This is a genomic window from Catellatospora coxensis (assembly GCF_016862635.1).
Lineage (GTDB): Bacteria > Actinomycetota > Actinomycetes > Mycobacteriales > Micromonosporaceae > Catellatospora > Catellatospora coxensis.
Genome location: NZ_BONI01000017.1, coordinates 69,578 through 94,743 on the forward strand (window position 1 = coordinate 69,578; position 25,166 = coordinate 94,743).

Annotated in this window: 30 protein-coding genes and 1 riboswitch; of the genes, 4 read left to right on the forward strand and 26 right to left on the reverse strand. The window is 70.9% G+C overall.

Going from position 1 to position 25,166, the window contains the following annotated elements; genetic code table 11:
- The first annotated feature begins 10 nt into the window (after positions 1–10).
- Positions 11–886 carry a hypothetical protein gene (locus tag Cco03nite_RS12390; RefSeq protein WP_203692200.1) on the forward strand — a complete coding sequence of 292 codons (876 nt, stop codon included), beginning with the start codon at positions 11–13 and terminating at the stop codon, positions 884–886.
- An 89-nt stretch (positions 887–975) separates the two neighbouring features.
- On the opposite strand, the gene thiC is transcribed toward Cco03nite_RS12390, so the two are convergent.
- From thiC to thiE, 7 genes are all read right to left on the reverse strand, one after another.
- Positions 976–2,508: a phosphomethylpyrimidine synthase ThiC gene (gene thiC / locus Cco03nite_RS12395; RefSeq protein WP_203692201.1), complete on the reverse strand. Its 1,533-nt coding sequence runs from the start codon at positions 2,506–2,508 to the stop codon at positions 976–978.
- 14 nt (positions 2,509–2,522) lie between these two features.
- Positions 2,523–3,317 (reverse strand): bifunctional hydroxymethylpyrimidine kinase/phosphomethylpyrimidine kinase, encoded by a 795-nt coding sequence (gene thiD, locus Cco03nite_RS12400; RefSeq protein WP_203692202.1) that lies wholly within the window; start codon positions 3,315–3,317, stop codon positions 2,523–2,525.
- 64 nt (positions 3,318–3,381) lie between these two features.
- Entirely contained in the window at positions 3,382–4,137 is a 756-nt protein-coding gene (locus Cco03nite_RS12405) for a thiamine phosphate synthase (RefSeq protein WP_203692203.1), read from the reverse strand.
- Entirely contained in the window at positions 4,131–4,901 is a 771-nt protein-coding gene (locus Cco03nite_RS12410) for a thiazole synthase (protein WP_203692204.1), read from the reverse strand. Before Cco03nite_RS12410 ends, Cco03nite_RS12405 begins: the two co-directional genes overlap by 7 nt.
- A 5-nt stretch (positions 4,902–4,906) precedes the next feature.
- Positions 4,907–5,107, reverse strand: a complete 201-nt coding sequence (gene thiS, locus Cco03nite_RS12415; protein WP_373314232.1) for a sulfur carrier protein ThiS — start codon at positions 5,105–5,107, stop codon at positions 4,907–4,909.
- Positions 5,107–6,153, reverse strand: coding sequence for a glycine oxidase ThiO (gene thiO, locus Cco03nite_RS12420; RefSeq protein ID WP_203692206.1), 1,047 nt, complete (start codon positions 6,151–6,153; stop codon positions 5,107–5,109). The genes thiS and thiO overlap by 1 nt, the downstream gene beginning before the upstream one ends.
- A riboswitch (TPP riboswitch) is annotated at positions 6,147–6,259 on the reverse strand. (Overlaps the previous gene by 7 nt.)
- A gap of 227 nt (positions 6,260–6,486) precedes the next feature.
- Positions 6,487–7,113, reverse strand: a complete 627-nt coding sequence (gene thiE / locus Cco03nite_RS12425) for a thiamine phosphate synthase (protein ID WP_239167319.1) — start codon at positions 7,111–7,113, stop codon at positions 6,487–6,489.
- Positions 7,114–7,235: 122 nt separating this feature from the next.
- On the opposite strand from thiE, the gene Cco03nite_RS12430 reads away from it, so the two are divergent.
- Positions 7,236–8,558, forward strand: a complete 1,323-nt coding sequence (locus Cco03nite_RS12430; RefSeq protein WP_203692208.1) for a glycoside hydrolase family 18 protein — start codon at positions 7,236–7,238, stop codon at positions 8,556–8,558.
- Positions 8,559–8,787: 229 nt separating this feature from the next.
- On the opposite strand, the gene Cco03nite_RS12435 is transcribed toward Cco03nite_RS12430, so the two are convergent.
- Positions 8,788–9,381: an MBL fold metallo-hydrolase gene (locus Cco03nite_RS12435; protein WP_203692209.1), complete on the reverse strand. Its 594-nt coding sequence runs from the start codon at positions 9,379–9,381 to the stop codon at positions 8,788–8,790.
- Between the two features lie 83 nt (positions 9,382–9,464).
- On the opposite strand from Cco03nite_RS12435, the gene Cco03nite_RS12440 reads away from it, so the two are divergent.
- Positions 9,465–10,403 (forward strand): GlxA family transcriptional regulator, encoded by a 939-nt coding sequence (locus Cco03nite_RS12440; protein WP_203692210.1) that lies wholly within the window; start codon positions 9,465–9,467, stop codon positions 10,401–10,403.
- On the opposite strand, the gene Cco03nite_RS12445 is transcribed toward Cco03nite_RS12440, so the two are convergent.
- Positions 10,400–12,109, reverse strand: coding sequence for an ABC-F family ATP-binding cassette domain-containing protein (locus tag Cco03nite_RS12445; protein WP_203692211.1), 1,710 nt, complete (start codon positions 12,107–12,109; stop codon positions 10,400–10,402). The two genes, Cco03nite_RS12440 and Cco03nite_RS12445, sit on opposite strands and share 4 nt — an antisense overlap.
- Positions 12,110–12,126: 17 nt before the next feature.
- Complete coding sequence (locus Cco03nite_RS12450; RefSeq protein ID WP_203692257.1) at positions 12,127–12,807, reverse strand: class I SAM-dependent methyltransferase; 681 nt, start codon at positions 12,805–12,807, stop codon at positions 12,127–12,129.
- A gap of 520 nt (positions 12,808–13,327) precedes the next feature.
- Between Cco03nite_RS12450 and Cco03nite_RS12455 the strand changes: the two genes are divergently transcribed.
- On the forward strand, positions 13,328–14,389 hold the full coding sequence (locus Cco03nite_RS12455) for a hypothetical protein (RefSeq protein WP_203692212.1): 1,062 nt from the start codon (positions 13,328–13,330) through the stop codon (positions 14,387–14,389).
- 117 nt (positions 14,390–14,506) lie between these two features.
- On the opposite strand, the gene truA is transcribed toward Cco03nite_RS12455, so the two are convergent.
- From truA to rplF, 16 genes are all read right to left on the reverse strand, one after another.
- Complete coding sequence (gene truA / locus Cco03nite_RS12460) at positions 14,507–15,346, reverse strand: tRNA pseudouridine(38-40) synthase TruA (protein ID WP_203692213.1); 840 nt, start codon at positions 15,344–15,346, stop codon at positions 14,507–14,509.
- 101 nt (positions 15,347–15,447) lie between these two features.
- Positions 15,448–15,933, reverse strand: coding sequence for a 50S ribosomal protein L17 (rplQ, locus tag Cco03nite_RS12465; RefSeq protein WP_203692214.1), 486 nt, complete (start codon positions 15,931–15,933; stop codon positions 15,448–15,450).
- Between the two features lie 43 nt (positions 15,934–15,976).
- Positions 15,977–16,999, reverse strand: a complete 1,023-nt coding sequence (locus tag Cco03nite_RS12470; protein WP_120317120.1) for a DNA-directed RNA polymerase subunit alpha — start codon at positions 16,997–16,999, stop codon at positions 15,977–15,979.
- Positions 17,000–17,089: 90 nt separating this feature from the next.
- Positions 17,090–17,716 carry a 30S ribosomal protein S4 gene (gene rpsD / locus Cco03nite_RS12475; protein WP_203692215.1) on the reverse strand — a complete coding sequence of 209 codons (627 nt, stop codon included), beginning with the start codon at positions 17,714–17,716 and terminating at the stop codon, positions 17,090–17,092.
- A gap of 14 nt (positions 17,717–17,730) precedes the next feature.
- Positions 17,731–18,138 (reverse strand): 30S ribosomal protein S11, encoded by a 408-nt coding sequence (rpsK, locus tag Cco03nite_RS12480; protein WP_120317122.1) that lies wholly within the window; start codon positions 18,136–18,138, stop codon positions 17,731–17,733.
- A gap of 42 nt (positions 18,139–18,180) precedes the next feature.
- Positions 18,181–18,561, reverse strand: coding sequence for a 30S ribosomal protein S13 (rpsM, locus tag Cco03nite_RS12485; RefSeq protein WP_203692258.1), 381 nt, complete (start codon positions 18,559–18,561; stop codon positions 18,181–18,183).
- A gap of 182 nt (positions 18,562–18,743) precedes the next feature.
- Entirely contained in the window at positions 18,744–18,857 is a 114-nt protein-coding gene (gene rpmJ / locus Cco03nite_RS12490; RefSeq protein WP_020520458.1) for a 50S ribosomal protein L36, read from the reverse strand.
- Between the two features lie 86 nt (positions 18,858–18,943).
- Positions 18,944–19,165, reverse strand: a complete 222-nt coding sequence (gene infA / locus Cco03nite_RS12495; protein ID WP_007073013.1) for a translation initiation factor IF-1 — start codon at positions 19,163–19,165, stop codon at positions 18,944–18,946.
- 355 nt (positions 19,166–19,520) lie between these two features.
- On the reverse strand, positions 19,521–20,345 hold the full coding sequence (map, locus tag Cco03nite_RS12500) for a type I methionyl aminopeptidase (RefSeq protein ID WP_203692216.1): 825 nt from the start codon (positions 20,343–20,345) through the stop codon (positions 19,521–19,523).
- Between the two features lie 239 nt (positions 20,346–20,584).
- Positions 20,585–21,238, reverse strand: a complete 654-nt coding sequence (locus Cco03nite_RS12505) for an adenylate kinase (protein WP_203692217.1) — start codon at positions 21,236–21,238, stop codon at positions 20,585–20,587.
- Positions 21,239–21,308: 70 nt separating this feature from the next.
- Entirely contained in the window at positions 21,309–22,637 is a 1,329-nt protein-coding gene (gene secY / locus Cco03nite_RS12510) for a preprotein translocase subunit SecY (RefSeq protein WP_203692218.1), read from the reverse strand.
- Positions 22,638–22,946: 309 nt separating this feature from the next.
- Positions 22,947–23,390, reverse strand: coding sequence for a 50S ribosomal protein L15 (gene rplO / locus Cco03nite_RS12515; protein WP_203692219.1), 444 nt, complete (start codon positions 23,388–23,390; stop codon positions 22,947–22,949).
- On the reverse strand, positions 23,390–23,572 hold the full coding sequence (gene rpmD / locus Cco03nite_RS12520; protein ID WP_120317127.1) for a 50S ribosomal protein L30: 183 nt from the start codon (positions 23,570–23,572) through the stop codon (positions 23,390–23,392). Before rpmD ends, rplO begins: the two co-directional genes overlap by 1 nt.
- A gap of 2 nt (positions 23,573–23,574) precedes the next feature.
- Positions 23,575–24,201 (reverse strand): 30S ribosomal protein S5, encoded by a 627-nt coding sequence (gene rpsE / locus Cco03nite_RS12525; protein ID WP_203692220.1) that lies wholly within the window; start codon positions 24,199–24,201, stop codon positions 23,575–23,577.
- Between the two features lie 17 nt (positions 24,202–24,218).
- On the reverse strand, positions 24,219–24,608 hold the full coding sequence (rplR, locus tag Cco03nite_RS12530) for a 50S ribosomal protein L18 (protein ID WP_203692221.1): 390 nt from the start codon (positions 24,606–24,608) through the stop codon (positions 24,219–24,221).
- Positions 24,605–25,156: a 50S ribosomal protein L6 gene (rplF, locus tag Cco03nite_RS12535; protein WP_203692222.1), complete on the reverse strand. Its 552-nt coding sequence runs from the start codon at positions 25,154–25,156 to the stop codon at positions 24,605–24,607. Before rplF ends, rplR begins: the two co-directional genes overlap by 4 nt.
- Positions 25,157–25,166: the final 10 nt, after the last annotated feature.

The window sequence follows — 25,166 nt, forward strand, 5'->3', positions numbered from 1 at the left end:
TGGTCCCCGCGTGATGCGTTTCTGGGGCAGGCTGCTGGCAGCGGCGTTCGGCATGGCGGCGCTGGTCGGGGCAGCCCAGTTCGGCGTCGTTTATGGACTCGACGTGCTGCGCCTGGACCGCGAGTTCGTCGCGGGCACCGACAACGACTGGAACCTGCAGCTCACCTGGGTGGTGTGGTTCACCATCGTGGCGGTGGCCGGCGGGGCGACCTTCGCGGCCGGGCTGGCCCAGCGCGACCGCCGCCGCATCGGCGCGGCGGTGCGCATCGGCACCGCCGTGGCCGCGGCGCTGGGCGCGGCGGCGGCCGCCTTCCCGCTGACGTTGCAGCCCGCGCAGTACGCCCGGCTCAGCGCGGCGTTCGACCCGGGACTGACCGCCGCGATCGCGGTGTCCGCCGGAGTCGTCGCGGGCCTGTTCACGGCGCTGCTGGCGGTCGGCCGGACACCGCTGTCGGCCAACCTGTGGACCTGCACCGGCGCGGTCTGGCTGCTGGCCATCCTGTCCTACCTGGACAGCACCGAGTTCAGCCGCAACCGCGACGCGATGGGCGAGTACTACGACCCGACGCGGCTGGGCGTGCTCGACGTCAGCAACCTGGAACCGGTCCCCCGGGCGTCGTTCTCGCTGCCGGTGATCGCGCTCCTGGTCGGACTGACCTGCGGCCTGGTCGCCCGGCATGCCGGCCGGTCGCGGCTGCTGATCGCGCTGTCCGGGGCGATCGGGCCGCTGACGGTCGCGATGGCGTACGTCATCGGCGGCCCCGGCATCTCCCGCGCCCTGACCGACCAGGCCGACGCCTACCTCGGCGCGATGATCGCCGTCGTCGTAGGCCTCATCGCCTCCTCCATCATCGCCCTGGCCCCCCGCCGCCCCGGCGTCCTCTGACGGTTGATCATCCGATTTGCCTGGCACATGGTCGTATCCGGTCGCAAGATACGCACAGGTGCCAGGCAAATCGAACGATCATCGGGCGGTCAGGCCAGGGGGAGATAGACCTGGCCGCCGGAGGCGACGAATTCGGCGGACTTGTCCGCCATGCCCTTGGCGGCGTACTCCTTCAGTTCCTGGCTGATGCGCATGGAGCAGAACTTCGGGCCGCACATGGAACAGAAGTGCGCGGTCTTCGCGGCGGGCGCGGGCAGCGTCTCGTCGTGATAGGAGCGGGCCGTCTCCGGGTCCAGGGACAGGTTGAACTGGTCCTCCCAGCGGAACTCGAAACGCGCCTTGGACAGCGCGTCGTCCCACGCCTGCGCGCCGGGGTGCCCCTTGGCCAGGTCGGCGGCGTGCGCCGCGATCTTGTACGCGATCACGCCGGCCTTCACGTCGTTGCGGTCCGGCAGCCCGAGGTGCTCCTTCGGCGTGACGTAGCAGAGCATCGCGGTGCCGTACATGGCGATCATCGCGGCGCCGATGGCGCTGGTGATGTGGTCGTAGGCCGGGGCGATGTCGGTGGTCAGCGGGCCGAGCGTGTAGAAGGGCGCCTCGTGGCACACCTCCTGCTGCAGGTCCACGTTCTCCTTGATCTTGTGCATGGGCACGTGCCCCGGCCCCTCGACCATCACCTGCACGTCGTGCCGCCAGGCGATCTCGGTCAGTTCACCGAGGGTGCGCAGCTCGCCGAACTGCGCCTCGTCGTTCGCGTCGGCGATCGAGCCGGGCCGCAGCCCGTCGCCGAGCGAGAAGGTGATGTCGTACTTCGCGAAGATCTCGCAGAGCTCCTCGAAGTTGGTGTAGAGGAAGTTCTCCCGGTGCTTGGCCAGGCACCAGGCCGCCATGATGGAGCCGCCGCGCGACACGATGCCGGTGACCCGGTCGGCGGCCAGCGGCACGTAGCGCAGCAACACGCCCGCGTGCACGGTCATGTAGTCCACGCCCTGCTCGGCCTGCTCGATGATGGTCTCGCGGTAGATCTCCCAGGTCAGCTTGAGCGGATCGCCCTTGACCTTCTCCAGCGCCTGGTAGATCGGCACGGTGCCGATCGGCACCGCCGAGTTGCGCATGATCGCTTCCCGGGTCTCGTGGATGCGCGGGCCGGTGGACAGGTCCATCACGGTGTCCGCGCCCCATCGGGTGGCCCAGGTCAGCTTCTCCACCTCCTCCGCCACGTCGGAGGTGACCGCGGAGGTGCCGATGTTGGCGTTGACCTTCACCAGGAAGGCCTTACCGATGATCATCGGCTCGATCTCGGGGTGGTTGACGTTCGCGGGCAGCACGGCCCGGCCCGCCGCGATCTCGTCGCGCATCAGCTCGGGGGTGACGCCCTCGCGCAGGGCCACGTACTCCATCTCCGGCGTGATGATCCCGGCGCGGGCGCAGCCGAGCTGGGTCACCGGCGCGCCGTGGAGCTTTCGGTCAGTCACCCAGTCCACCCGCGGCAGGTTGTCGAAGACCCCTGGGCCGGACGTGTCGTACAGCCGGACCGGGGTGCTGCCGTCGGTAAGGTCGACCTCGGCGAACGGCACCTGGATGTCGGGGCGGGACCCCGGTACGTAGACCTTGCGCCTCATGCTGCCTCCTTGTGCTACAGGCGTGGGAAATGGTTCAGCGGACCGGCTCCGCTGCCGAGCCGCCAGTCCTGCGCCGCCAGCAGCGCCGAGCGGACGTAGCGGTTCGCGTAGGCGATCGAGTCGTCGACCGGGTAGCCGTGCGCCAGCCGGGCCGCGATCGCCGCCGAGAAGGTGCAGCCCGTGCCGTGGTCGTTCGGCGTCTCCACGCGGGGCGAGCGCAGGAAACGCGCCCCGTTGGCGGTCCACACCGCGTCCACGACCTCCGCGCCGCCCAGGTCGCCGCCGGTGACCACGACGCACGTCGGGCCGTGCGAGGCCAGCTGCGCCGCCGCGCCGGCCATGTCCGCGGGGGTGCTGACCGGCCAGCCGAGCAGGGCCGACGCCTCGTCGATGTTGGGGGTCACCACCGTCGCGTACGGCAGCAGCCGCTCGATCGCGCTGACGACGCCGAGCCGCCGCCCCGTCGACGCGGTCAGCACCGGGTCCAGCACCAGCTTCGGCAGCTCGCCGTTGCGCGCGCGGGCCCGGATGGTCGCCGCGATCTCCCCGCTGGCCACCATGCCGACCTTCACCGCGGCCACCGGCATGTCGTCGAGGACCGCGCCGAGCTGCGCGGCGACCACGGTGGCCGGCATCGGGTGCACGTCCGTGATGACTTTGGTGTTCTGCGAGGTCACCGCCGTGATGACGCTCGCGCCGTAGCAGTCCAGCGCGGCGAAGGTCTTCAGGTCCGCCTGGATGCCCGCACCGCCGCTGCTGTCCGAGCCGGCGATGGTGAGAGCCAGAAAGGGGGTGGTGTGTCCGCTCATGCCGCCTCCTCACCACGCTCGGCCGCGGCATCGCCGAGGCTGCTGATTCGCTCACTGCGTTCGCTCATGCCAGCACTCTCCCGCTGTCGCGGGATGATCCGTCGCACACGCCGTCCCAAGCGGCACGCAGCCGCGCGTACGCCTGCGCGGGGTCGGCCGCCCGCATCAGCGCGCCCATCACCGCGACCCCGGCGACCCCGGCGTCGTGGCAGGCCGCGGCCTGTTCGGGGGTCTCGACTCCGCCCAGGGCCAGCACCGCACGGCCCGCGCGGGCGGCCAGGCGGCGCAGCCCGGCGGGTTCGAGCGGCGGGCCGTAGCCCGGCTTGCTGAGGCTGGGGAACACCGGTGACAGCGTCACGTAGTCCTCGGTGGACAGCCGGTCGAGCTCCGCCTCGCCGTGGCACGAGCGGCCGAGCAGCCGGGGCCGCCCGAGCGGGGCGATCGCGCCCGCGCGCAGGTGCAGCGCCTCCCCGTCGAGGGTGTCCTGCCCGGCCACGATGAGCAGCCCGCCGACCGGGCGCAGCAGCTCCCGCAGCGCCGCCGCGAGCCGCAGCCGCTGCCCGCGCGGCAGGTCCTTCTCCCGCAGCAGCACGATCCGCGCGCCCCCGGTCACGGTCCCGGCGACCACGTCCACCAGCGGCCGGGCCGCCTGGCGGCGGTCGGTCACCACGACGACGCCGCGCACCTCGCGGGAGGGCGTGCCGCCGCCCGGCCCGGACTCCCCCGTCACCTCGCCCGGCCGGGCGGCGGCACGGGTCTGTCCACGCTCCGGCGCGGAGACCACGTCACCGGGAGGCGCGGAAGGCCGCCCGGTCACCATGCCGCCAGCCCTTCGGCCGGCGTGGAGGCGAGTGCGTGGCGGCGTACCGGGATGCGCCCGGCCTGCGCCGCGAGGCGTCCCGCGACGACGGCGTGCCGCATCGCGGTGGCCATCGCCACCGGGTCGGCGGCCCTGGTCACCGCGCTGGCCAGCAGGACCGCGTCGCAGCCCAGCTCCATGGCGCGGGCGGCGTCGCTGGCGGTGCCGATCCCGGCGTCGAGGATGACCGGGCAGCGTACGGCCTCCCGGATCAGCTCGATGTGATGCGGGTTCGAGATGCCCAGCCCCGACCCGATCGGCGCGCCCGCGGGCATCACCGCGGCGCAGCCCAGGTCGGCCAGCCGCCGGGCCAGCACCGGATCGTCGGTGGTGTACGGCAGCACGGTGAACCCGTCGTCGACCAGCCGCTCGGCCGCCCGCAGCAGCTCGACGGCGTCGGGCAGCAGCGTGCGCTCGTCCCCGATCACCTCCAGCTTGATCCAGTCGGTGTCGAACGCGTCGCGGGCCAGGTGCGCGGTGCGCACCGCGTCGGCGGCCGTGTAGCAGCCCGCCGTGTTGGGCAGCAGCCGTACGCCGCAGCGCTCCAGCACGTCGAGCAGCCCGGCCGGGGTGTTCGGGTCGACCCGCCGCAGCGCGACGGTGACCAGCTCGGCGCCGCCCGCGAGCAGCGCCTGTTCCAGCGCCTGGAGGCTGCTCGCCCCGCCGGTGCCGAGGATGAGCCGGGAGCCGAACTCGACACCGCCGAGCAGGAACCTGTCGTCCATGCCGGTCAGCCGCCCTGGGCCGCGGTGAGGACCTCGACCCGGTCCCCGTCGAGCAGCCGGTGCGCGGGCCAGTCGGCGCGGCGCACCACCTCGCCGTTGACCGCGACCGCGACGCCGCGGGACGGCACGTCGAGCACGGCCAGCAGGTCGGCGATGGTCTCGCCGCGCCGGGTGGGGCGGGGCGCGTCGTTCACGACCACGGTGATCATCCGAGTCCTCCGGCGGTCAGGCGTTGCGGGGTGAAGGGTTCCCAGAGCGGGGGCAGCGAGCCGCCGTCGACCAGGTCGGCGACGGCCTGTGCGGTGTACGGGGCGGCCAGCACGCCGTGCCGGTAGTGCCCCGTGGCGACCAGCACGCCTGGTGCCAGCTCGCCCACGATCGGTCCGTTGTCGGCGGTGCCGGGGCGCTGCCCCACCGACACCTCGACCAGCGCGTGCTCGGCCAGCTCCGGCACCAGGTCGGTGGCGGCACGCAGCAGGTCGCGTACGCCGCCCGCGGTGGCGTGGCCGTCGGCCCGTTCCTCGACGGTCGCCCCGACCAGCACCTCGCCGTCGCGGCGGGGCACCAGGTAGACGGCGCGGCCGTCGGCGTACCCCCGGATGACGTGGCGGGGCGCGGCCTGGCCGCGCAGTCGCAGGATCGCGCCCTGCACCGGCCGCACCGGCAGCCCGCCGAGCGCGGCGCTGGCACAGCCCGCGGCGAGCACGACGACGTCGGCCCCCAGATCGGACAGCCTGCGTACGGCCTCCTGGCGCACCGGCACCAGCTCCCGCAACGCGGCCACCACCCGGCGCGGATCGACCTGGTGGTCGGACTCGACGAGCACGCCCCGCGCCCGGGGGTGCAGCAGCGGCTCCCGCTCGCGCAGCCGGTCGCCGTCCAGCGCGACCACTTCCGCGCCCAGTTGCCGCTGGTGGGTCCACAGCCGGCGCAGTTCGGCGAGGTCGTCCGCGGTCAGCCCGACCTGCAGCGTGCCCTCGGTCCGGTGCCCCAGCTCGTGCCCGCTCGCCGCCGCCAGCTCCGCCGCGTACACCGGCCAGCGCCGGGCGCATTCGAGCAGCAGGTCGGTCAGCTCGCGTTCGCCGAAATAGGACTCGCCGACCGGGGCCAGCATGCCGGCGGCGACGTGTGACGCGCCGCGGCCGGGATCCGGGTCGTACACGGTGACGGCGTGCCCGCGCCGGGCGCACTGCCAGGCGATGCTGAGCCCGATGACGCCGCCGCCGACGACGGATACGGAAAGGGGTGCCACCGCGGCCTCCTCCCTGCGCCGGCATTACCCGGATCAGGTTCTACGGTCGGGAGCGAGAATCAGCTCCCCTCTCAGCCCGGTTCACCGGGCTCCCGTGGGGTTCTTGGTTCGATGTGGTTCACGTGTTACGCGTGTGTTGCCGTCCGTGACGACTGTCGGGAGCGTAACCCCGCGCGCACCCTGAGGCAACCCGTCCGTCGCCCAGCGCGACCCTCACCACACCCGCCGCCCGCCCCGGACACCCCCGTCGGCGGTTGCAGTTTCGGAGAAACCGTCGCTTCCCGACGGCGGAAACGCGCAGTTTCCCCGAAACTGCCGACGATCGGGAACGGGTCAGCGCGCGACGGCCGCGAGCAGTTCCGCGACGGCGCGGGACGGGTCGGCGGCGTCGGAGACCGCGCCGATGACGGCCACGCCATGGGCTCCGGCGGCGAGCAGGTCGGGCACACGCGCCGCGGTGATGCCGCCGATCGCGATGATCGGGGTGCCGGCGACCTGGCGCGCCACCGCGCGCAGGCCCTCGGGGCCGATGGACACCGGCAGCCCGTCCTTCGTGGACGTCGCGTAGCAGGGGCCCACGCCCAGGTAGTCGGCCCCGTCGCCGACCGCGCGCAGGGCGGTCGCGGGCAGCCGGGACGTCGCGCCGAGCACCGCGGCCGGGCCGAGCAGCCGCCGGGCCGCCGGCACGGGCAGGTCGTCCGCACCGACGTGGCCACCCGCGGCCCCGGCGGCGAGCGCGACGTGCAGCCGGTCGTTGACCAGCACCGGAACCCCGACCGGGCGGCACAGCGCGACGATCTGGTTGGCCAGCTCGTACGCGAGCCGGTCGGTCCAGTCGTCCGCCGGCCGGAACTGGACGACCAGGTCGGGTGTGGCCACGTTGAGCGCGGCCCGGACCAGTGCGATCGGGTCCCGGCCGGGCCGGCTGTCGGTGATCAGATGGAGTCTCCCCAGCGCCATGGCCATACCCTATCGATTCTCATCGGTGAATGGGACAAGCCCCTCCGTGACAGCCGCCGTCTACATCGCCTCATCCAGATCACTGATTCTGTGAAAACTCTTTACAATTACTTTGAATCGGTATGAGAACCCGTCTCGCCCTCGTCGCCCTCATCCTGGGCAGCACCGTCGCGGCAGCCGCCGTACCAGCTCAAGCCGCGTCCACCCCCGTCGCCGAAGGGGCCGCCGCCGCGGCCGCCGGCTACGTCAAGGTCGGCTACTTCGTCCAGTGGGGCATCTACCGCCGCAACTTCCTCGTGAAGAACCTGCACACGTCGGGGATGGCCGCGAAACTGACGCACATCAACTACGCGTTCGCCAACGTCGGCGCCGACGGCCGCTGCTTCGAGGCGAACGAGGCCGGAGTCGGCGACGCCTGGGCCGACTACCAGAAGCGCTTCAAGGCCGGCGAGTCCGTCGACGGGGTCGGCGACGTGGTGAGCCAGCCGCTGGCCGGCAACTTCCACCAGCTGCGCAAGCTCAAGGCGATGTACCCGCACCTGAAGGTGCTGCTGTCGGTGGGCGGCTGGACCTGGTCGAAGTACCTGTCGAACGCCGCGCTGACCCCGGCCTCGCGCCAGGCGATGGTGGCCAGCTGCATCGACATGTTCATCAAGGGCAACCTGCCCTTCATCGGCACCTCGCCGCACGGCGGGACGGGCAGCGCCTTCGGCGTGTTCGACGGGTTCGACCTGGACTGGGAGTGGCCCGCCTCGGAGGGCGAGGTCGGCAACGTGGTGCGGCCCGAGGACAAGCAGAACTACACCCTGCTGGCCGCCGAGTTCCGCAACCAGCTCAACGCGTACGGCGCGCAGGTCGGCCGGACCTACCAGCTCACCGCGTTCCTGCCCGCCGATCCCGCGAAGATCAACGCCGGGATCGAGACCGCGCAGCTGTTCTCCCAGCTCGACTTCGCCACGGTGCAGGGATACGACCTGGTCGGCGCGTGGAACCCGGTGACCGGGCACCAGGCGAACCTGTACACCACCCCGTCGTCGCCGTTCAGCGTGGACCTGGCCGTGGACACCTACCTCGCCCAGGGCGCTCCGGCCAACAAGATCGTGATCGGCATCCCGTACTACGGCCGCGGCTGGACCGGCGTCGGCAGCGTCGGCAACGGCCTCTACCAGCCCGCGAGCGGTCCGGCCCGGGGCACCTACGAGGACGGCGTCGACGACTACAAGAAGGTCATCGCCAAGCAGGGCACGGTCTACTACGACCCGGTCGCGGGCGCGGCCTGGAAGTACGGCGGCAGCGCCCTGTGGTCCTACGACACCCCGCAGGTCATCGCCCAGAAAACGGCGTACGTCAAGGCCAACGGCCTCGGCGGCACCATGGCCTGGTCCCTCGACGGCGACACCGCCACGGGCGAGCTCACCACCGCGATCCACAACGGTTTGAGCTGACCTGCGGCTTGCAGCAGGGAATCGGGATGCCGTAGCCGACACTGCGACCCCCTTCGAACGCATTTGCTCTGCACCCATTCGCTTGCTCTGCACCCGATGACGCAACGGGCATACGGCTGTTGCGCGGATGGGTGCAGAGCAAGGCTTTGGGTGCAGAGCAAAGTCGGTCGGGAGGTAGGTCCCACCCGTGGGAGCCCGGCCCGGACCGACCGTCGGCCCGGCGGGTGGGCTAGCGGGGCGTGGCGTCGCTCGGCACGAACGGCGCACCGTGACCGGGCACAACCAGGTCGGCGACGGCGAGCACCCGCTTCCGGCTGGCGCGCAGCTGGGCGCGGTCCGGCGAGACCGGGTCGTCGGCGGGGCCGTCGGCCCGCCACCAAAGGTCGCCGGCGAGCGCCACGACGCCGTCCACGGTGCCCGCGAGCAGGGTGATGTCCTCGTGGCTGTGCCCCGGCGTGCTGATCAGCCGGATCGAGTCGGTGAACGCGTAGCCCTCGGCGTCCCGGTCGGTCCACTCGTGACCCCGGTAGATCGCCTTGTGGTCGTGCATCCGCGCCGTGGCGAACAGGCCCGCGTTCATGATGTTGTCCGGGTGGTGGTGGCTGAGCACGACGTCGGTGACGTCCGCCGCCGACAGGCCGAGCGCCGCCAGCGCGTCGAGGATGACCGACGGGTGCGCGACCATGCCCGGGTCGAACACGATGCGCAGGTCGCCGTCGCGCACCAGAGAGACGGTCGCGGCCACGCCGGGGCCGGTCGAGCTGGTGTATCCGGTGGCCAGGATGTGGAGAACGGCGCTGCGGCCGCGGGGTGCGTCACTCATGCGGATGATCCTGTCGGCCGTAGACGATCATGACGAGTGGCACGGATGCCATCGATCGCAGGAAACGTGCCATCATCACCGGCGTGACTTTCCGGTCGGTGGCGGCGTACGCGCCCCAGGGCGTGCTGGCGTTCTCGCTCGGGCTGGTCGGCGAGGTCTTCGCCGGGCGCTTCGACTTCGCGGTCTGCACCGACGTGCCCGGCCCGCTGCGCACCGACCTCGGACTCGACGTACGCGTGGACGACGGGCTCGACCGGCTGGCTACCGCCGACCTGGTGCTGGCCCTGCCGGGCGGTCGATTCCGGGAAGCCCCGGCGGCGTCGGCCGTGGCGGCGCTCCAGGCGGCGTACGCCCGGGGCGCGATCGTCGCCGCGCATTGCGTCGGGGCGTACACGCTGGCCGGAGCGGGTCTGCTCGACGGGCGGCGGGCCACGACCCACTGGCGCTTCGCCGCCGACTTCGCCGCCCGGTTCCCGGCGGTGCGGCTCGCCTCCGACGTGCTCTACGTGGACGAGGGCTCCGTCGTCACGGGCGCGGGCGCGGCCGCCGGGGCGGACATGTGCCTGCACCTGGTCCGCCGCGAGCACGGCGCCGCGGCCGCGAACGAGATCGCCCGGGAGATGGTGATCCCACCGCACCGCGAGGGCGGCCAGGCGCAGTACATGGCAGCGCCCGTGCCCGACGGCGCGGACGACGAACGGCTCGGCGCGGTGCTGGCCTGGGCGCGGGACAACCTGCACCGGCGGCTGACCGTCGACGAACTGGCCGCCCGCGCGCTGGCCAGCCGGCGCACCTTCCTGCGCCGGTTCGCCGACGCCACCGGCTCCACGCCGCACGCCTGGCTGCTCGCGCAGCGGCTGAACAGCGCCGAGGAGCTGCTGGAGACCACCGACCTGCCGGTCGAGGCGGTGGCCCGCCGGGTCGGCTTCACCTCGGCGGCCATCCTGCGCGAACACTTCACCCGCCGCCGCGGCGTGCCCCCGCGCACCTATCGCCGCGCCTTCCACCTGACTGCGCGCTAGCGCACGTCCCACACCGGCTCGGGGGTCTCGACGACCTCGCCGTCGGCCTGGAACAGCAGGAAGCGGTCGAAGCCGCGGGTGAACCAGCGGTCGTGGGTGACCGCGACGACAGTGCCCTCGAAGCCGTCTAAACCCTGTTCCAGGGCTTCGGCACTGGCCAGGTCGAGGTTGTCGGTGGGCTCGTCGAGCAGCAGCAGGGTGACGCCGCTCAGCTCCAGCAGCAGCACCAGGAAGCGGGCCTGCTGGCCGCCGGACAGCGTGCCGAAGCGCTGCTCGGCCTGCTTCGCCAGCTCGTAGCGGTCGAGCACCTTGTACGCGGCCTCGCGGGCCAGCGACGGCCGGTGCGTGTCGCCGCGCCACAGAATGTCGATCAGCTCCTTGCCGGCCAGGTCGGGCCGGTCGTGGGTCTGCGAGAAGTGGCCGGGCACGACCCGCGCGCCGAGCCGGGCGACACCGCTGTGCTTGACGTTCGCGTGCACCGCGCCGTCGGCCGAGCGCCCGGCGTCCTCGCCGCCACCGTGCGCCTGCTGCGCGAGCAGCCGCAGGAAGTGCGACTTGCCGGTGCCGTTCGCGCCGAGCACGGCGAGCCGGTCGCCGTACCAAAGTTCGAGATCGAACGGGAAGGTGAGGTTCTCCAGCTCCAGCTGCTCGCAGATGACGGCGCGCTTGCCGGTGCGGGAGCCCTTGAGCCGCATCTGGATCTGCTGGTCCTTGGGCGGCAGCGGCGGCGGGCCGGCCTCCTCGAACTTGCGCAGCCGGGTCTGCGCCGCCTGATACCGCGAGGCCAGCCCGTCGTTGTACGCCGACTTCTGCTTGTACATCAGCATCAGCGCGCGCAGCTTCTCGTGCTCCTCGTCCCAGCGGCGGCGGCGCTCCTCCATGCTGTCGTGCCGGGCGCCCCGCGCCTCGTGCCACGACGCGAACGAGCCGACGTGCGTCCAGGCGCTGCCGCCCTCGACCGCGACCACCCGGTCGGCGGTCTGGTTGAGCAGCTCCCGGTCGTGCGAGACGTACAGCACGGACTTCTTCGACTCGCGCAGCCGCTGCTCCAGCCAGCGTTTGGCGGGCACGTCGAGGAAGTTGTCCGGCTCGTCGAGCAGCAGCACCTCGTCCGTGCCGCGTAGCAACAGCTCCAGCGCGAAGCGTTTCTGCTGGCCGCCGGACAGGGTGCGGACCGGCCGGTCCCGGCACTCGTCCCAGGACAGGTTCAGGATCAGCGTGGCGACGGTGTCGAACAGCACCTCGGCCTCGTAGCCGCCGGCCTCCCCGTACGCCGACAGCGCCTCGGCGTAGTGCAGCTGCGCCTGCTGGGCGCTGCTGGTGAGCTTGCCGCGCGAGTCGGCCACCCGCATCGCCTGCTCGGCCTTGACCAGGCGCGCGCCCGCGGCCTGCAGGCGCGGCTCGACCAGCCCGAGGGCCATCTCGGCGAGCGTCATCTCGGCCCCGCCGGGCACCCCGGTCGCGGCCGAGGACCCGAGCATGCCGATGAACTGGCGCATCACCCCGAGGCCGCCAGAGCGCGCGACGGCGCCCGTGGGCACCGGCAGGTCGCCGGAGACCATGCGCAGCAGCGTCGTCTTGCCGGCCCCGTTCGGGCCGACCAGCGCCACCTTGGCCCCCTCGCCGACGCGGAACGACACGTCGGAGAAGAGTTCGCGCCCGTCCGGCAGCGTGTACGCCACGCCGGCCACATCCACATATCCCACGCCGGAATAGTGCCTGATCAGGCCGGGCGGGGGCGAGTCACTTTCAGCACCCGGAACCCCGAGCCGCTGGCGTGCCGGTCGGCCTGCCAGCCCTGCTCGCCCAGCCACTGCTGCAGCGAGTCCGCGCCCTTGTGCTTGGCGACGACCAGCCACGCCGTGCCGTCCGGGGCGAGCCGGGGCAGCCAGCGCAGCAGCAGCTGGTGCAGCTCCTCCTTGCCGATCCGGATCGGCGGGTTGGACCAGATCTGCGCGAACTCGACGTCGGCCGGCACCCCGTCGGGGTCGGCGACATGCACCCGGTCGGCGACCTTCAGCCGCCGGGCGTTCTCCTCGGTCAGCTCCCGCGCCCGCGCGTTGACGTCGACGGCCCACACCTGCGCCGACGGCGCGCGGCCGGCCAGGACCATGGTGATCGGGCCGTAGCCGCACCCGAGGTCCAGAAAGTTTCCGGTGATCTCCGCGCCGGGCAGCGGACCCTTCTTCAGCAGCACGGTCGTGCCCGGGTCGAGCCGCGTCGCGGAGAACACTCCACCCGCCGCCACCAGGTCGTACTCGCGGCCCTCGATGTTGAAAACGACCTCGTGCGGGCGCGCCGACGCGCCCGGCTCCGCAGTGAAGTAATGCTCGCCCACCCGCACATTCTCCCCCGAACGGACGGACTCACCGGCCGCAGGGTTATTGGCGACTGTGTCGTCCATTACGCTGTGCGACATGGCTCACGGCTACGGCACCGGTTCGGGGGACTGGCCGCCATCTTCCCGTCGTGACCCGCGCGACCGAGACACGCCCGGTCCCCGCTTACCCGGGGACACGGGCGCCGGTCGGCACGGGTCACTACGCGACAGTGCCCATGACTCTGAGTCACCAAGCCGGACAGGAGCCGCCGCAGGAACAGGCCGACGCCGCGCACCCGAGCCGCCGCAGACCTCGGACCGCTTCAACGGCTTCCAGGAGCGCAAGCCCCCGCACGAGCATCCCGGTGTCCCGCCCGGCCGGGCGGGCGGCCGGCCCGTGCCGCCGCCGCAGCCCTCCCGCGGGTCGGGCCCCGGCCAGTCCCCGGGTCCGCGCACTCCCGCCGCGCCGAACGGATACGAGCCGCCGCGCCGCGGCGAGCCGCGCACCGGCGAACCGCCCCGGCGCAACGTGCCGGGGGAACCGCCCGGTGCCCGTAACGGCGCCCTGGCGCGTCCGCGGGGCGTCGAGGACCCTCCGCCCACCATGCGCCGTGGATTCGCGCCAGGCGGCCCCGCAGCCGCCCCGCCGCGCCGCAACGTCGCCGAGCCGCGTCAGCGTTCCGCGCCGCCCGCGACCCCGGTCTCCCCCGGCGGCGGGATGCCCCCCGGCATGCCGCCGCGCACCGCGCCCAACCCGGCGATGCCGGTGCGGGTCGTGCCGCCGCCGCCCACCCGGCCCACGGTCGCGCCGCCGCCCCCACCGCCGCCGCCGCGCCGCACCGGGCCGCGTCCGGCCGCCGCGGGCGAGCCCGGCGTCGCCGCCGGCTGGCAGCGGCTCGCGGTGAACCCGAACATGTCCGGGCGCTGGAAGAAGGCGCTGAGCGTGCTGGGCGTGCTGGCCGTGCTGACCGTGTGCGGCGTCGGCTCCTTCCTGATGGTGCTGGACGAGAAGCAGGGCACCGGCGCGCAGGCCAACACCTCGCCGCCACCGACCGCCACGCCCGTCGACATCACGTCCCGCGAGGTCGACCCGAAGCCGCTCACCGCGGCCGAGGTCTTCCCCGGCAAGCAGATCGTCATCGACCCGAACAAGCCGACCGAGGTGTACACGGTCATCAAGCCGCAGGTGCTCACCGACTGCCGCGCCGCCGCCAGCGGCGAGATCAGCAAACTGGTCACGAAGCTGGGCTGCTCCCAGGTGGTCCGCGGCACCATGCGCTCCCCCAACGGCGCCTACCTGGTCACCGGCGGCATCGTGAACCTGGACACGGTCGCCAACGCGGAGAAGGCGTACGAGGCGATCAAGCCGATCGTCGACGAGGGCAAGGGGCGCTTCCTCGGCTACGCCCCCGACCGCCAGGAGAAGAAGAGCATCACCAAGCCGCTGGCCCTGGCCTCGACCCACGCGGGCTGGAACATCCGCGGCCACTACCTGGTCTACTGCGTGATCGCCCGGTCCGACGGCGGCGAGATCCCGATCGGCGACCCGTTCGCCAAGCAGATCCTCTTCGACGTGATCGAGTTCTACCTGCGCGGCAAGGTCCTCGAGGAACGCGCCAGCGACCCCGTCACCGCCAGCGGCACCCCCACCCCCGCCGCCAGCTGACCGAACAAAGGAAGGGCACCTTCACAACGCTCCGCGTTGTAGAAGGTGCCCTTCTTAACGTCCTGGTGCCGCTAGCTGTGCGAATGCGGCGATCATGGCGGGAACGGCGGGATGGCGTCAGGCCGGCTCCGCCAGGCGACGGCCGGCGGGCACGCCGCGCAGGTTGCGGGTCTGCTCGGCACGGGCCGCGAACTCCGCCTCGTCCGGGTAGCCCACCGCGACCAGGTTCAGCCCGTGCGGCGGGGCGACCAGCACGTCGCTGACCCGCTCGGTGCGGGTGAGCAGGGACGCGGGCCAGTCCGGCTCCCGGCGGCCGTCGCCGGCCGTCAGCATCGCGCCGACCAGGCTGCGCACCATCGCCTGGCAGAAGGCGTCGGCCTGCACCGTCGCGGCCAGCACCCCGTCGGCCTCGCGCCGCCAGGACATCCTGGTGATGTGCCGGATCGTGGTCGCGTGCTCCTTGCGCTTGCAGAACGCGGCGAAGTCGTGCTCCCCGCACAGGCCCGCGGCGGCCGCGTTGAGCCGGTCCAGGTCCAGCGGGCGCAGCCAGAACAGGGTGTCGCGGCGGCGCAGCGGGCTCGGACCCGCCTCGCTGTCGACGACCCGGTACTCGTAGCGCCGCCACAGCGCCGAGAAACGCGCGTCGAACGTCGGCGGCGCCTCGCGGGCCGACCACACCCGCACGTCCCCGGGCAGCAGCCCGGCCAGCCGGCGCACCAGCGAGGGCGCGAGCGCCTGCCAGCGCTCGTCGGGCAGGTCGACGTGGCACACCTGGCCGGTCGCGTGCACCCCGGCGTCGGTGCGGCCGGCCACGGTCAGGCCCGTCGGGTTGCCCGGCCCGAACACCTTCTCCATCTCGGCCAGCAGCACCCCGGCGACCGTACGCCGCCCCGGCTGCGCCGCCCAGCCGGAGAAGTCCGTGCCGTCGTAACCGACGTCCAGCCGTACCCGCGCCATCTCCCACTCCTCCTCATGCACACGGGCGAGTGCCCGCGCAAACGGCGAAGCTCCCCTCCCGGCTGCGCGAGCAGCGGGAGAGGAGCTCCGACCGGTGAAACTCAGGCCTTGTCAGCGGCCTCGTCGGCCTCGCCGGCCTCGCCGGACAGGACGGCGACCTTGTCCTCCTGAGCGGCCTTCTTGGCCTGGGCCTTGGCAGCCTTCGCCGGCGCCGCGGGCGCCGCCACCTCGAGCTCCTCGACCAGCTCGATGATCGCCATCGGAGCGGCGTCACCCTTGCGCGGGCCGGTCTTCACGATCCGCGTGTAGCCACCGTTGCGGTTCGCGAAGCGCGGGGCGATCTGCTCGAACAGGGCCACGAAGACGTCCCGCTCGGGGATCGACTTGCGAACCTCGCGGCGAGCCGCCAGGTCGTCCCGCTTGGCCTTGGTGATGAGGCGCTCGGCCAGCGGGCGCAGCCGCTTGGCCTTCGTCTCGGTGGTGGTGATGCGGCCGTGCTTGAACAGCGACTGGGCCAGGTTGGCCAGGATCAGCTGCTCGTGCGCGGGGCTGCCCCCGAGGCGGGGACCCTTGGTGGGCGTGGGCATTGGTGCTCCTTGATGTCTATCCGAGCTGCCGAGGCAGGTTCGGTTACAGCTGCTCGGTCTCGCGGTAGTCGTCAGTGTCGTAGTCGGCGTCGCCGTAGGAGTCCACGACGTGAGCCGGGTCGAAGTTCGGAGCCGAGTCCTTCAGCCCCAGACCCATCCCGGCGAGCTTCATCTTCACCTCGTCGATGGACTTCTGCCCGAAATTCCTTATGTCGAGCAGGTCCGCCTCGGTGCGCCCGATGAGCTCACCGACGGAGTTGATGCCCTCGCGCTTGAGGCAGTTGTACGAGCGGACGGTCAGGTCCAGCTCCTCGATCGGCAGCGCCAGGTCGGCAGCGAGCTGCGCGTCCTGCGGCGACGGGCCGATGTCGATGCCCTCGGCGGTCTCGTCCAGCTCGCGGCACAGACCGAACAGCTCCACCAGGGTGGAACCGGCCGACGCCAGCGCGGTCCGCGGCGAGATGGACGCCTTCGACTCGACGTCGATGATCAGACGGTCGAAGTCGGTGCGCTGCTCGACACGGGTCGCCTCGACCCGGTAGGTCACCTTGAGCACCGGCGAGTAGATCGAGTCGACCGGGATGCGGCCGATCTCGGCGCCGGCGTTCTTGTTCTGCGCCGCCGTGACGTAGCCCCGGCCCCGCTCGACGGTCAGCTCCATGTCGAGCCGGCCCTTGCCGTTCAGGGTCGCGAGCTTGAGGTCCGGGTTGTGCACGGAGACACCGGCCGGGGGCTGGATGTCACCGGCGGTCACGTCGCCAGGGCCCTGCTTGCGCAGGTACATGCTGACCGGCTCGTCGTGCTCCGACGAGACGCACAGGTCCTTGACGTTCATGACCAGCTCGACCACGTCCTCCTTGACACCGGGGATCGTGGTGAACTCGTGCAGCACACCGTCGATCTTGATGCTGGTGACGGCCGCGCCCGGGATCGAGCTGAGCAGCGTACGACGCAGCGAGTTGCCGAGGGTGTAGCCGAACCCGGGCTCGAGCGGCTCGATGGTGAACCGGGAGCGGGTCTCGTTGATCGACTCTTCGGTGAGAGTCGGCCGCTGAGAGATAAGCACTGGTGAACTCCTATACGTTGGGCGCCCACTATTTGACGCCACGCGTAATGGCGGCCGGTGCGGCGAATCGCCGCACCGGCCAGAGCACTACTACTTGGAGTAGAGCTCGACGATCAGCTGCTCCTGGACCTGGGTGTCGATCACCTGGCGGGCCGGAAGCGAGTGAACGAGAACCTTGAACTGGCTGGGGATGACCTCCAGCCAGGCCGGAACGCCGCGAGAGCCGGCCTCCGCCTGCGCCACCACGAACGGCGTGAGCTCGCGGGACTTGGTCCGGACCTCGACGATGTCGTGCTCGGTGACGCGGTACGACGGGATGTCGACCTTCTTGCCGTTGACCAGGAAGTGACCGTGCTTCACGACCTGACGGGCGTGGTCACGGGACTTGGCCAGGCCGGCCCGGTAGACCACGTTGTCGAGGCGCGACTCGAGGATCTGCAGCAGAACCTCACCGGTCTTGCCCGACTTGCGGTTGGCCTCTTCGTAGTAGCCGCGGAACTGCTTCTCCAGCACGCCGTAGATGCGGCGGGCCTTCTGCTTCTCACGAAGCTGCAGCAGGTACTCGGACTCCTTGGTGCGGCCACGGCCGTGCTGGCCGGGCGGGAAGGGGCGCGACTCGAACGGGCACTTCGGCCCATCGCACTTGCTGCCCTTGAGGAACAGCTTGACCTTCTCACGACGGCAGCGGCGGCAGTCTGCGCCGGTGTAACGTGCCATTTGTCTATCTCCCCTTAGACCCGGCGCCGCTTGGGCGGACGGCATCCGTTGTGCGGCTGCGGCGTGACGTCGGAGATCTGCCCGACCTCGAGACCGGCAGCGGTCAGCGAACGGATGGCGGTCTCACGGCCAGAGCCCGGACCCTTGACGAACACGTCGACCTTGCGCATGCCGTGCTCCATCGCGCGACGCGCGGCGGCCTCGGCGGCCAGCTGGGCGGCGAACGGAGTCGACTTGCGCGAGCCCTTGAAGCCGACCTGACCGGCGGAGGCCCACGAGATCACAGCACCGGTCGGGTCCGTGATGGACACGATGGTGTTGTTGAACGTGCTCTTGATGTGCGCCTGCCCGTGGGAGACGTTCTTGCGTTCTTTGCGCCGGACCTTCTTGACTGCGGCCCCAGCGCGTGCCTTGGGTGGCATATCTTTATGCGCTCCTTCTCGATGCGGTTGCTAGAACAGCGATTACTTCTTGCCGGGCTTCTTCTTGCCGGCCACGGTGCGCTTCGGGCCCTTGCGGGTACGAGCGTTCGTGCGAGTGCGCTGTCCACGGACGGGCAGGCCCTTGCGGTGCCGGATGCCCTCGTAGCAACCGATCTCCACCTTGCGGCGGATGTCAGCGGCGACCTCGCGGCGCAGGTCGCCTTCAACCTTGAAGTTCGCTTCGATGTAGTCACGAAGCTGGACGACCTCTTCGTCGGAGAGGTCCTTCGCCCGCTTGTTCGGGTCGATGCCCGTGGCGGAGCACAGCTCCACCGAGCGGGTGCGGCCGATGCCGTAGATGTAAGTAAGCGCGATCTCCAGCCGCTTTTCGCGGGGAAGATCGACGCCGACGAGACGTGCCATTGCGGGCTGCTCCTCGATGTTCGCGGAGGTCTGCGCCCGATCCATCCCCCACCTGCCCGGGTGGGGCCCCGGCCTCCGACCGGGGGTTGATCCGCAGAGCTGTCCGACGAGTCGGAGCGTTCCCGCGGCTGGAACGAGCTATTGCTGGTGCTGCAACTACAGGCGGTGCCAGGAGGCTGAAATCAGCCCTGGCGCTGCTTGTGGCGCGGGTCGTCACAAATGATCATGACCCGGCCGTGCCGGCGGATGACGCGGCACTTGTTGCAGATCTTCTTGACACTCGGCTTGACCTTCACGGCTCGCCTTTGCTGCTATTCCCGGCCCGCACAGCGTCGAGCCAGGGAAAGACGGACACGGACTCACCCCGGTGGAGTCAGTTCGATTACTTGTAGCGGTAGACGATCCGCCCGCGGGTGAGGTCGTACGGCGAGAGCTCGACGACGACCCGGTCCTCGGGCAGGATGCGAATGTAGTGCTGACGCATCTTGCCGCTGATGTGGGCCAAGACCTTGTGACCGTTAGCGAGTTCGACCCGGAACATGGCGTTCGGGAGTGGCTCGATAACCCGGCCCTCGATCTCGATGGCCCCGTCCTTCTTCGGCATATCCTCCGCTACCTGACATAGGGTGAATTGGGTCGGCCCACCTGGTCCATCGCGATCCGGGAAGCCGGATCACGCCAGCCGCGGTTCCACCCGACCCCCGAAGCGCGGGGAGCATGGCGGAGTGGACGCGGTGCGCCGATTGGCCAGTCTACGCCCACCTCGGCATCGATACCAAACCACCCCCCGACCCCCGCGGCCGGGAGTGTCGCAACCCACACCCACACCCGCCGCAACTCTTGAAAAGTCGCGGCTTCGGGCGGGCGGGATAGGCGCATCTCTTTAAGAGTTGCGGCGCGAAAAGTTGCGGCGCGGGGCGCGGGGGCGCGGCGGCCTGGGGCGGGCCAGGGTGGGCGGGTCAGGCGGTGGCGGCGGAGGTGAGCAGGTCGCCGAGGCGGGCCCGGCCGCCGTCGGGGGCGGTCAGGACCCAGACGCCGTCTTCGAACAGGCCGATGGAGTGCTCGACGTGCGCGGCGTGGGAGCCGTCCGTGGTGACGACGGTCCAGCCGTCGTTCAGCTCGGCGGTCCGGGCGGAGCCCATCGTGATCATCGGCTCGATGGCCAGGGCCATGCCGGGGATCAGCTGCGGACCGCGGCCGGGGCGGCCGTGGTTGTGGATGTGCGGCTCCTGGTGCATGGCCGTGCCGATGCCGTGGCCGCCGTACCCCTTGACGATGCCGTACTTGCGGGGCGCCTTGCGCACCGCGGACTCCACGGCCCACGAGATGTCGGTCAGCCGGCCGGCGCCCGAGCGCACCCCGCGCGCCGCGGCGGCGATGCCGGCCCACATCGAGTCCTCGGCGACCTCGGCCATCCGCAGCAGATCGGGACGGGTCTCCCCCACCCCGACGGTGATCGCGGCGTCGCCGTGCCAGCCGTCCAGGATGGCCCCGCAGTCGATCGAGATCAGGTCGCCCTCGGCCAGCACGTGCTTGGGGTTCGGGATGGTGTGCACGATCTGCTCGTTCACCGATGAGCAGATCGTGCCCGGGAAGCCGTGGTAGCCCTTGAACGACGGGATGGCGCCGTGCGACCGGATCACGTCCTCGGCGACCGCGTCCAGCTCCGCGGTGCTGACCCCGGGCTTGACCGCGTCACGGGCCGCGGCCAGCGCCGCCGCCACCACGAGCCCGGCAGCGCGCATCAGGTGCAGCTGCTCCGGGGTCTTGATCTCGATGTCCATGTGCTCGGCCGTCGCCTTCCCCCGCCGGACCGGTCACTGCCGGGCGATTCCTGCCCGGCGGGGACCGTCCAGCGTTTTCGTCGCCTCATGTCCGCGGGACGAGCCGCCCGCCGTCGCGCGGACGGCGGCAGCCCGCCGCCCCGCCGACACGAAACCGACCGTCACCGGTCATCGCGTGTCCAGCAGGAGCGGTCATGATCCCTGCAGGCGCCGGCCCCACCGCCGAACGCCAGGCAATGCTACGCGCTGAAGGAGCGCAGCTCGTTGATGGCCCGCTCGGTGACGTCCTCCACCGGCCCGGTGGCGTCGATCCCGACCAGGCGGCCCTGCGCGCCGTAGTGGTCGACCAGGGGGGCGGTGTCGCGGGCGTACACCTTCAGGCGCTCCGCGATCGTCTCGGCCTTGTCGTCGTCGCGCTGGTAGAGCTCGCCGCCGCAGCGGTCGCAGAGGCCCTCCCGGCTAGACGCGTCGAACTCGATGTGCCAGATCTTGCCGCAGCCGTGGCAGGTGCGCCGACCGGACAGCCGCCGGATGACCTCGTCGTTGTCGACGATGAGCTCCAGCACCAGGTCCAGGTTCGCGCCCGTGTCGGCCAGCATCTTGTCCAGCGCCACGGCCTGCGGCACGGTGCGCGGGAAGCCGTCGAGCAGGAAGCCGTCGGCGGCGTCGGCCTCGGCCAGCCGGCTGCGCACCATGTTGATGGTGACCTCGTCCGGCACCAGGCCGCCCGCGTCCATGTAGCGCTTGGCCTCCAGGCCGAGCGGGGTGCCCTGCGAGACGTTGGCCCGGAAGATGTCACCCGTCGAGATCTTGGGCACGGACAGGTGCGAGGCGATGAACTCCGCCTGCGTTCCCTTGCCCGCGCCGGGCGGACCCACCAGCACCAGCCTCATCGTGACACCCCTCTAAAACCGGCGAACCGGCGGCGCGAGAACGCGCCGCCGATCCGCTGCGCCCGCTTGCTCACCGAAGGAATCCCTCGTAGCTGCGCTGCATGAGCTGGCTCTCGATCTGCTTGACCGTCTCCAGACCGACACCCACCATGATCAGCACCGCGGTGCCGCCGAAGGGGAAGTTCTGGTAGGCCTGGGAGTCGAGCCAGATGAAGAACAGGTTCGGCAGGATCGCGATGATGCCGAGGTAGAGCGCGCCCGGCAGGGTGATCCGGCTCAGGATGAAGTCGAGGTAGTCGGCGGTGGGCTTGCCCGGCCGGATACCCGGCACGAAGCCGCCGTACTTCTTCATGTTGTCCGCGATCTCGGTCGGGTTGAACGTGATCGAGACGTAGAAGTACGTGAAGAAGATGATCATCAGGAAGTAGAGCAGGATGTAGCTCCACTTGCTGGGCACCGTCAGGTAGTCGCGCAGCCAGATCTGCACCGTGCCCGGGTTGTTCTGGTCCATGAACTGCAGGGCCAGCGTGGGCAGGTAGAGCAGCGACGACGCGAAGATGACCGGGATGACACCCGCCTGGTTGACCTTCAGCGGGATGTAGGTCGAGGTGCCGCCGTACATGCGCCGGCCGACCATGCGCTTGGCGTACTGCACCGGGATGCGGCGCTGCGCCTGCTCGATGTACACCACCAGCGCGATGACCACGACGACGAGCGCGAGCACGCCGACGAAGCCCCACCAGCCCTTGGACTCCTTCAGCTGCCAGCCCTCGCTGGGGAGGCGGGCGGCGATGGAGGTGAAGATCAGGACGGACATGCCGTTGCCCACGCCGCGGTCGGTGATGAGCTCGCCGAGCCACATCACGACGCCGGTGCCGGCGGTCATGGTGACGACCAGCGCGGTCAGCGTGACCCACTGCGGCAGCTGGGTGTTCGGCACGATCGGGAACTGGTCGCACGCGCCCTGGAACAGCTGGCCGGAACGCGCCAGGGCCACGAAGGCCGAGGACTGCAGGACGGCGAGGCCCAGGGTCAGGTAGCGGGTGTACTGGGTGATCTTCGCCTGGCCGGACTGACCCTCCTTGCGGAGCTGCTCCAGGCGCGGGATGACCACGGTGAGCAGCTGCAGGATGATCGACGCCGTGATGTACGGCATGATGCCCAGCGCGAAGACCGACAGGGACAGCAGAGCGCCGCCGGAGAAGAGGTTAAGGAGCGTGAAGACGCCGTTCTCGGCACCCGACTCCATGGCGGTGATGCACTTCTGCACGTTCCCGTACGAGACACCGGGGCTGGGCAGCGTGGCACCGAGGCGATAGAGCGCGATGATCCCGAGCGTGAACAGAATCTTCTTGCGCAGGTCAGGCGTCTTGAACGCACTGACAAAAGCGGAGAGCAACTTCTTCCTCCTGCGCGCGGCACCGGGGGCCGGTGGCTGTCGTGTAAAGGGGCGTGACTGGGTGTGTGGTGCGAGCCGTGACCGTTACGGTCGGCCTTCACCGCGCCACGCGCAGTTTACGCGTAGCTGGGATCGGACTCTAACAGTCCCGACCCTCAATGGTCAGGTCTGCACGGCACATATCTGTGCCAGCCTAGGCCTTGGCAGCGCTCGTGCCCAGTGGCGACGACCTGCGTCTTGCCCAGAAAGGCCGTAAGCCGAGCGTGGCGCCCGACCTAGGTCGGTCGGGCGCCACGTCTGCGACTGTTCTTACAGCTCCGTCACGGAGCCGCCGGCAGCAGCGATCTTCTCCTTGGCGGAGGCGCTGAAACCGTGCGCCGACACCTGGAGCTTCACGCCGCCGAGCTCGCCGGTGCCGAGCACCTTGACCGGGTGGCCCTTGCGGACGGCACCGGCCTCGGCCAGCTCCAGCGGGCCGACCTGGCCGCCGTTGGGGAACAGCTCAGCGAGCCGGTCCAGGTTCACGACCTGGAACACGACCTTGAACTTGTTCCGGAAGCCCTTCATCTTCGGAAGCCGCATGTGGATGGGCATCTGCCCACCCTCGAACGACGGCTTCACCTGGTAGCGGGCCTTCGTACCCTTGGTACCGCGACCGGCGGTCTTGCCCTTGGAGCCCTCACCACGACCCAGACGGGTCTTGGCGGTCTTGGCACCGGGCGCCGGGCGGAGGTGGTGGATCTTGATCGTCATTACTCAACCTCCTCGACCTTCACGAGGTGGCTGACCGCGAAGATCATGCCCCGAATCTCGGGACGGTCCTCTTTCACCACCACGTCGTTGATCCGCTTGAGCCCGAGCGAACGCAGCGACTCACGCTGGTTGCGCTTGCGCCCGATGTCGGACCGCAGCTGGGTGACCTTCAAACGTGCCATGGTTACGCACCCGCTCCCGCACGCGCGGCCAGCAGTGCGGCCGGCGCGACGTCCTCGACCGGCAGCCCGCGGCGAGCCGCGATGGCCTCCGGGGACTCCAGCATCTTCAGCGCGGCGACGGTGGCGTGCACGATGTTGATCGGGTTCGAGGAGCCGAGGCTCTTCGACAGCACGTCGTGGATGCCCACGCACTCCAGCACGGCGCGCACCGGGCCGCCGGCGATGACACCGGTACCGGCGCTGGCCGGCTTGAGCAGCACCACACCGGCCGCCGCCTCACCCTGCACCGGGTGCGGGATGGTGGAGCCGATCCGGGGAACCCGGAAGAAGTGCTTCTTGGCCTCCTCGACACCCTTGGCGATCGCCGCGGGCACCTCCTTGGCCTTGCCGTAGCCGACACCGACGTTGCCGTCGCCGTCGCCGACGATCACCAGTGCGGTGAAGCTGAAGCGCCGACCGCCCTTGACGACCTTGGCGACACGGTTGATCGTGACGACGCGCTCGAGGTGCGGGGTCTTCTCGACGGGCGCGTTGCCGCGACCGTCGCCGCGGCCACGGCGCTCGCGACCACCGCGGTCGCCGCCCTCAGTGTTACCGGAACCCGTGCCCCGGCGTTGTGGTCCTGGCATTATCCCAGCCACCTTTCCTAGAACTCGAGTCCAGCACCGCGCGCGGCGTCCGCCAGAGCCGCGATGCGGCCCGCGTAGCGGTTGCCACCGCGGTCGAAGACGACCTTGGTGATTCCGGCGGCCTTCGCCCGGTCGGCGAGCAGGGCGCCCACCTTGCCGGCGATGGCGCTCTTGTCGCCCTCGGCGCCCTTGATCGAGGCGTCCATGCTCGAGGCGGACACCACGGTGTGGCCCTTGGTGTCGTCCACGATCTGAACCCAGATGTGGCGCAGCGTGCGGGTGACGACCAGGCGGGGGCGCTCGGCAGTGCCGCTGAGGTTCCGGCGGATGCGGAAGTGCCGACGCGCCTTGCCGACGGCCCGCTTGGCGGCGACGCCGTTGCGGCGCTTGAGCAGCGTGGCGGTCACTTCTTACCTGCCTTTCCAGCCTTACCGGCCTTACGGCGGATGACCTCGCCCTGGTACTTGACACCCTTGCCCTTGTAGGGCTCCGGCGGGCGGATCTTCCGGATGTTGGCGGCGACCTCGCCGACGAGCTGCTTGTCGATGCCGGTGATGTGGAACAGCGTCGGCCGCTCCACCGTGAAGGTGATGCCGTCACGCGGCGACACCACGACCGGGTGCGAGAACCCGAGAGCGAACTCCAGGTCGGCGCCCTTGGCCGTGACACGGTAACCGGTGCCGTTGATCTCCAGGCTCTTCTTGTAGCCCTCGGTGACGCCGACGATCATGTTGGCGACCAGGGTACGAGAGAGACCGTGCAGCTCCTTGGCACGACGCTCATCGTTCGGGCGGGTGACGAGCAGCTCGCCGCTCTCACCGCGCTCGGCGATGATCGGCTCGCTGAGCGTGTGCTCGAGCGTGCCCTTGGGGCCCTTGACCTTGATGGTCTGGCCATCGATGGTGATCTCGACGCCGGAAGGCACCGGGATCGGCTTACGTCCGATTCGCGACATTGCAGACCTT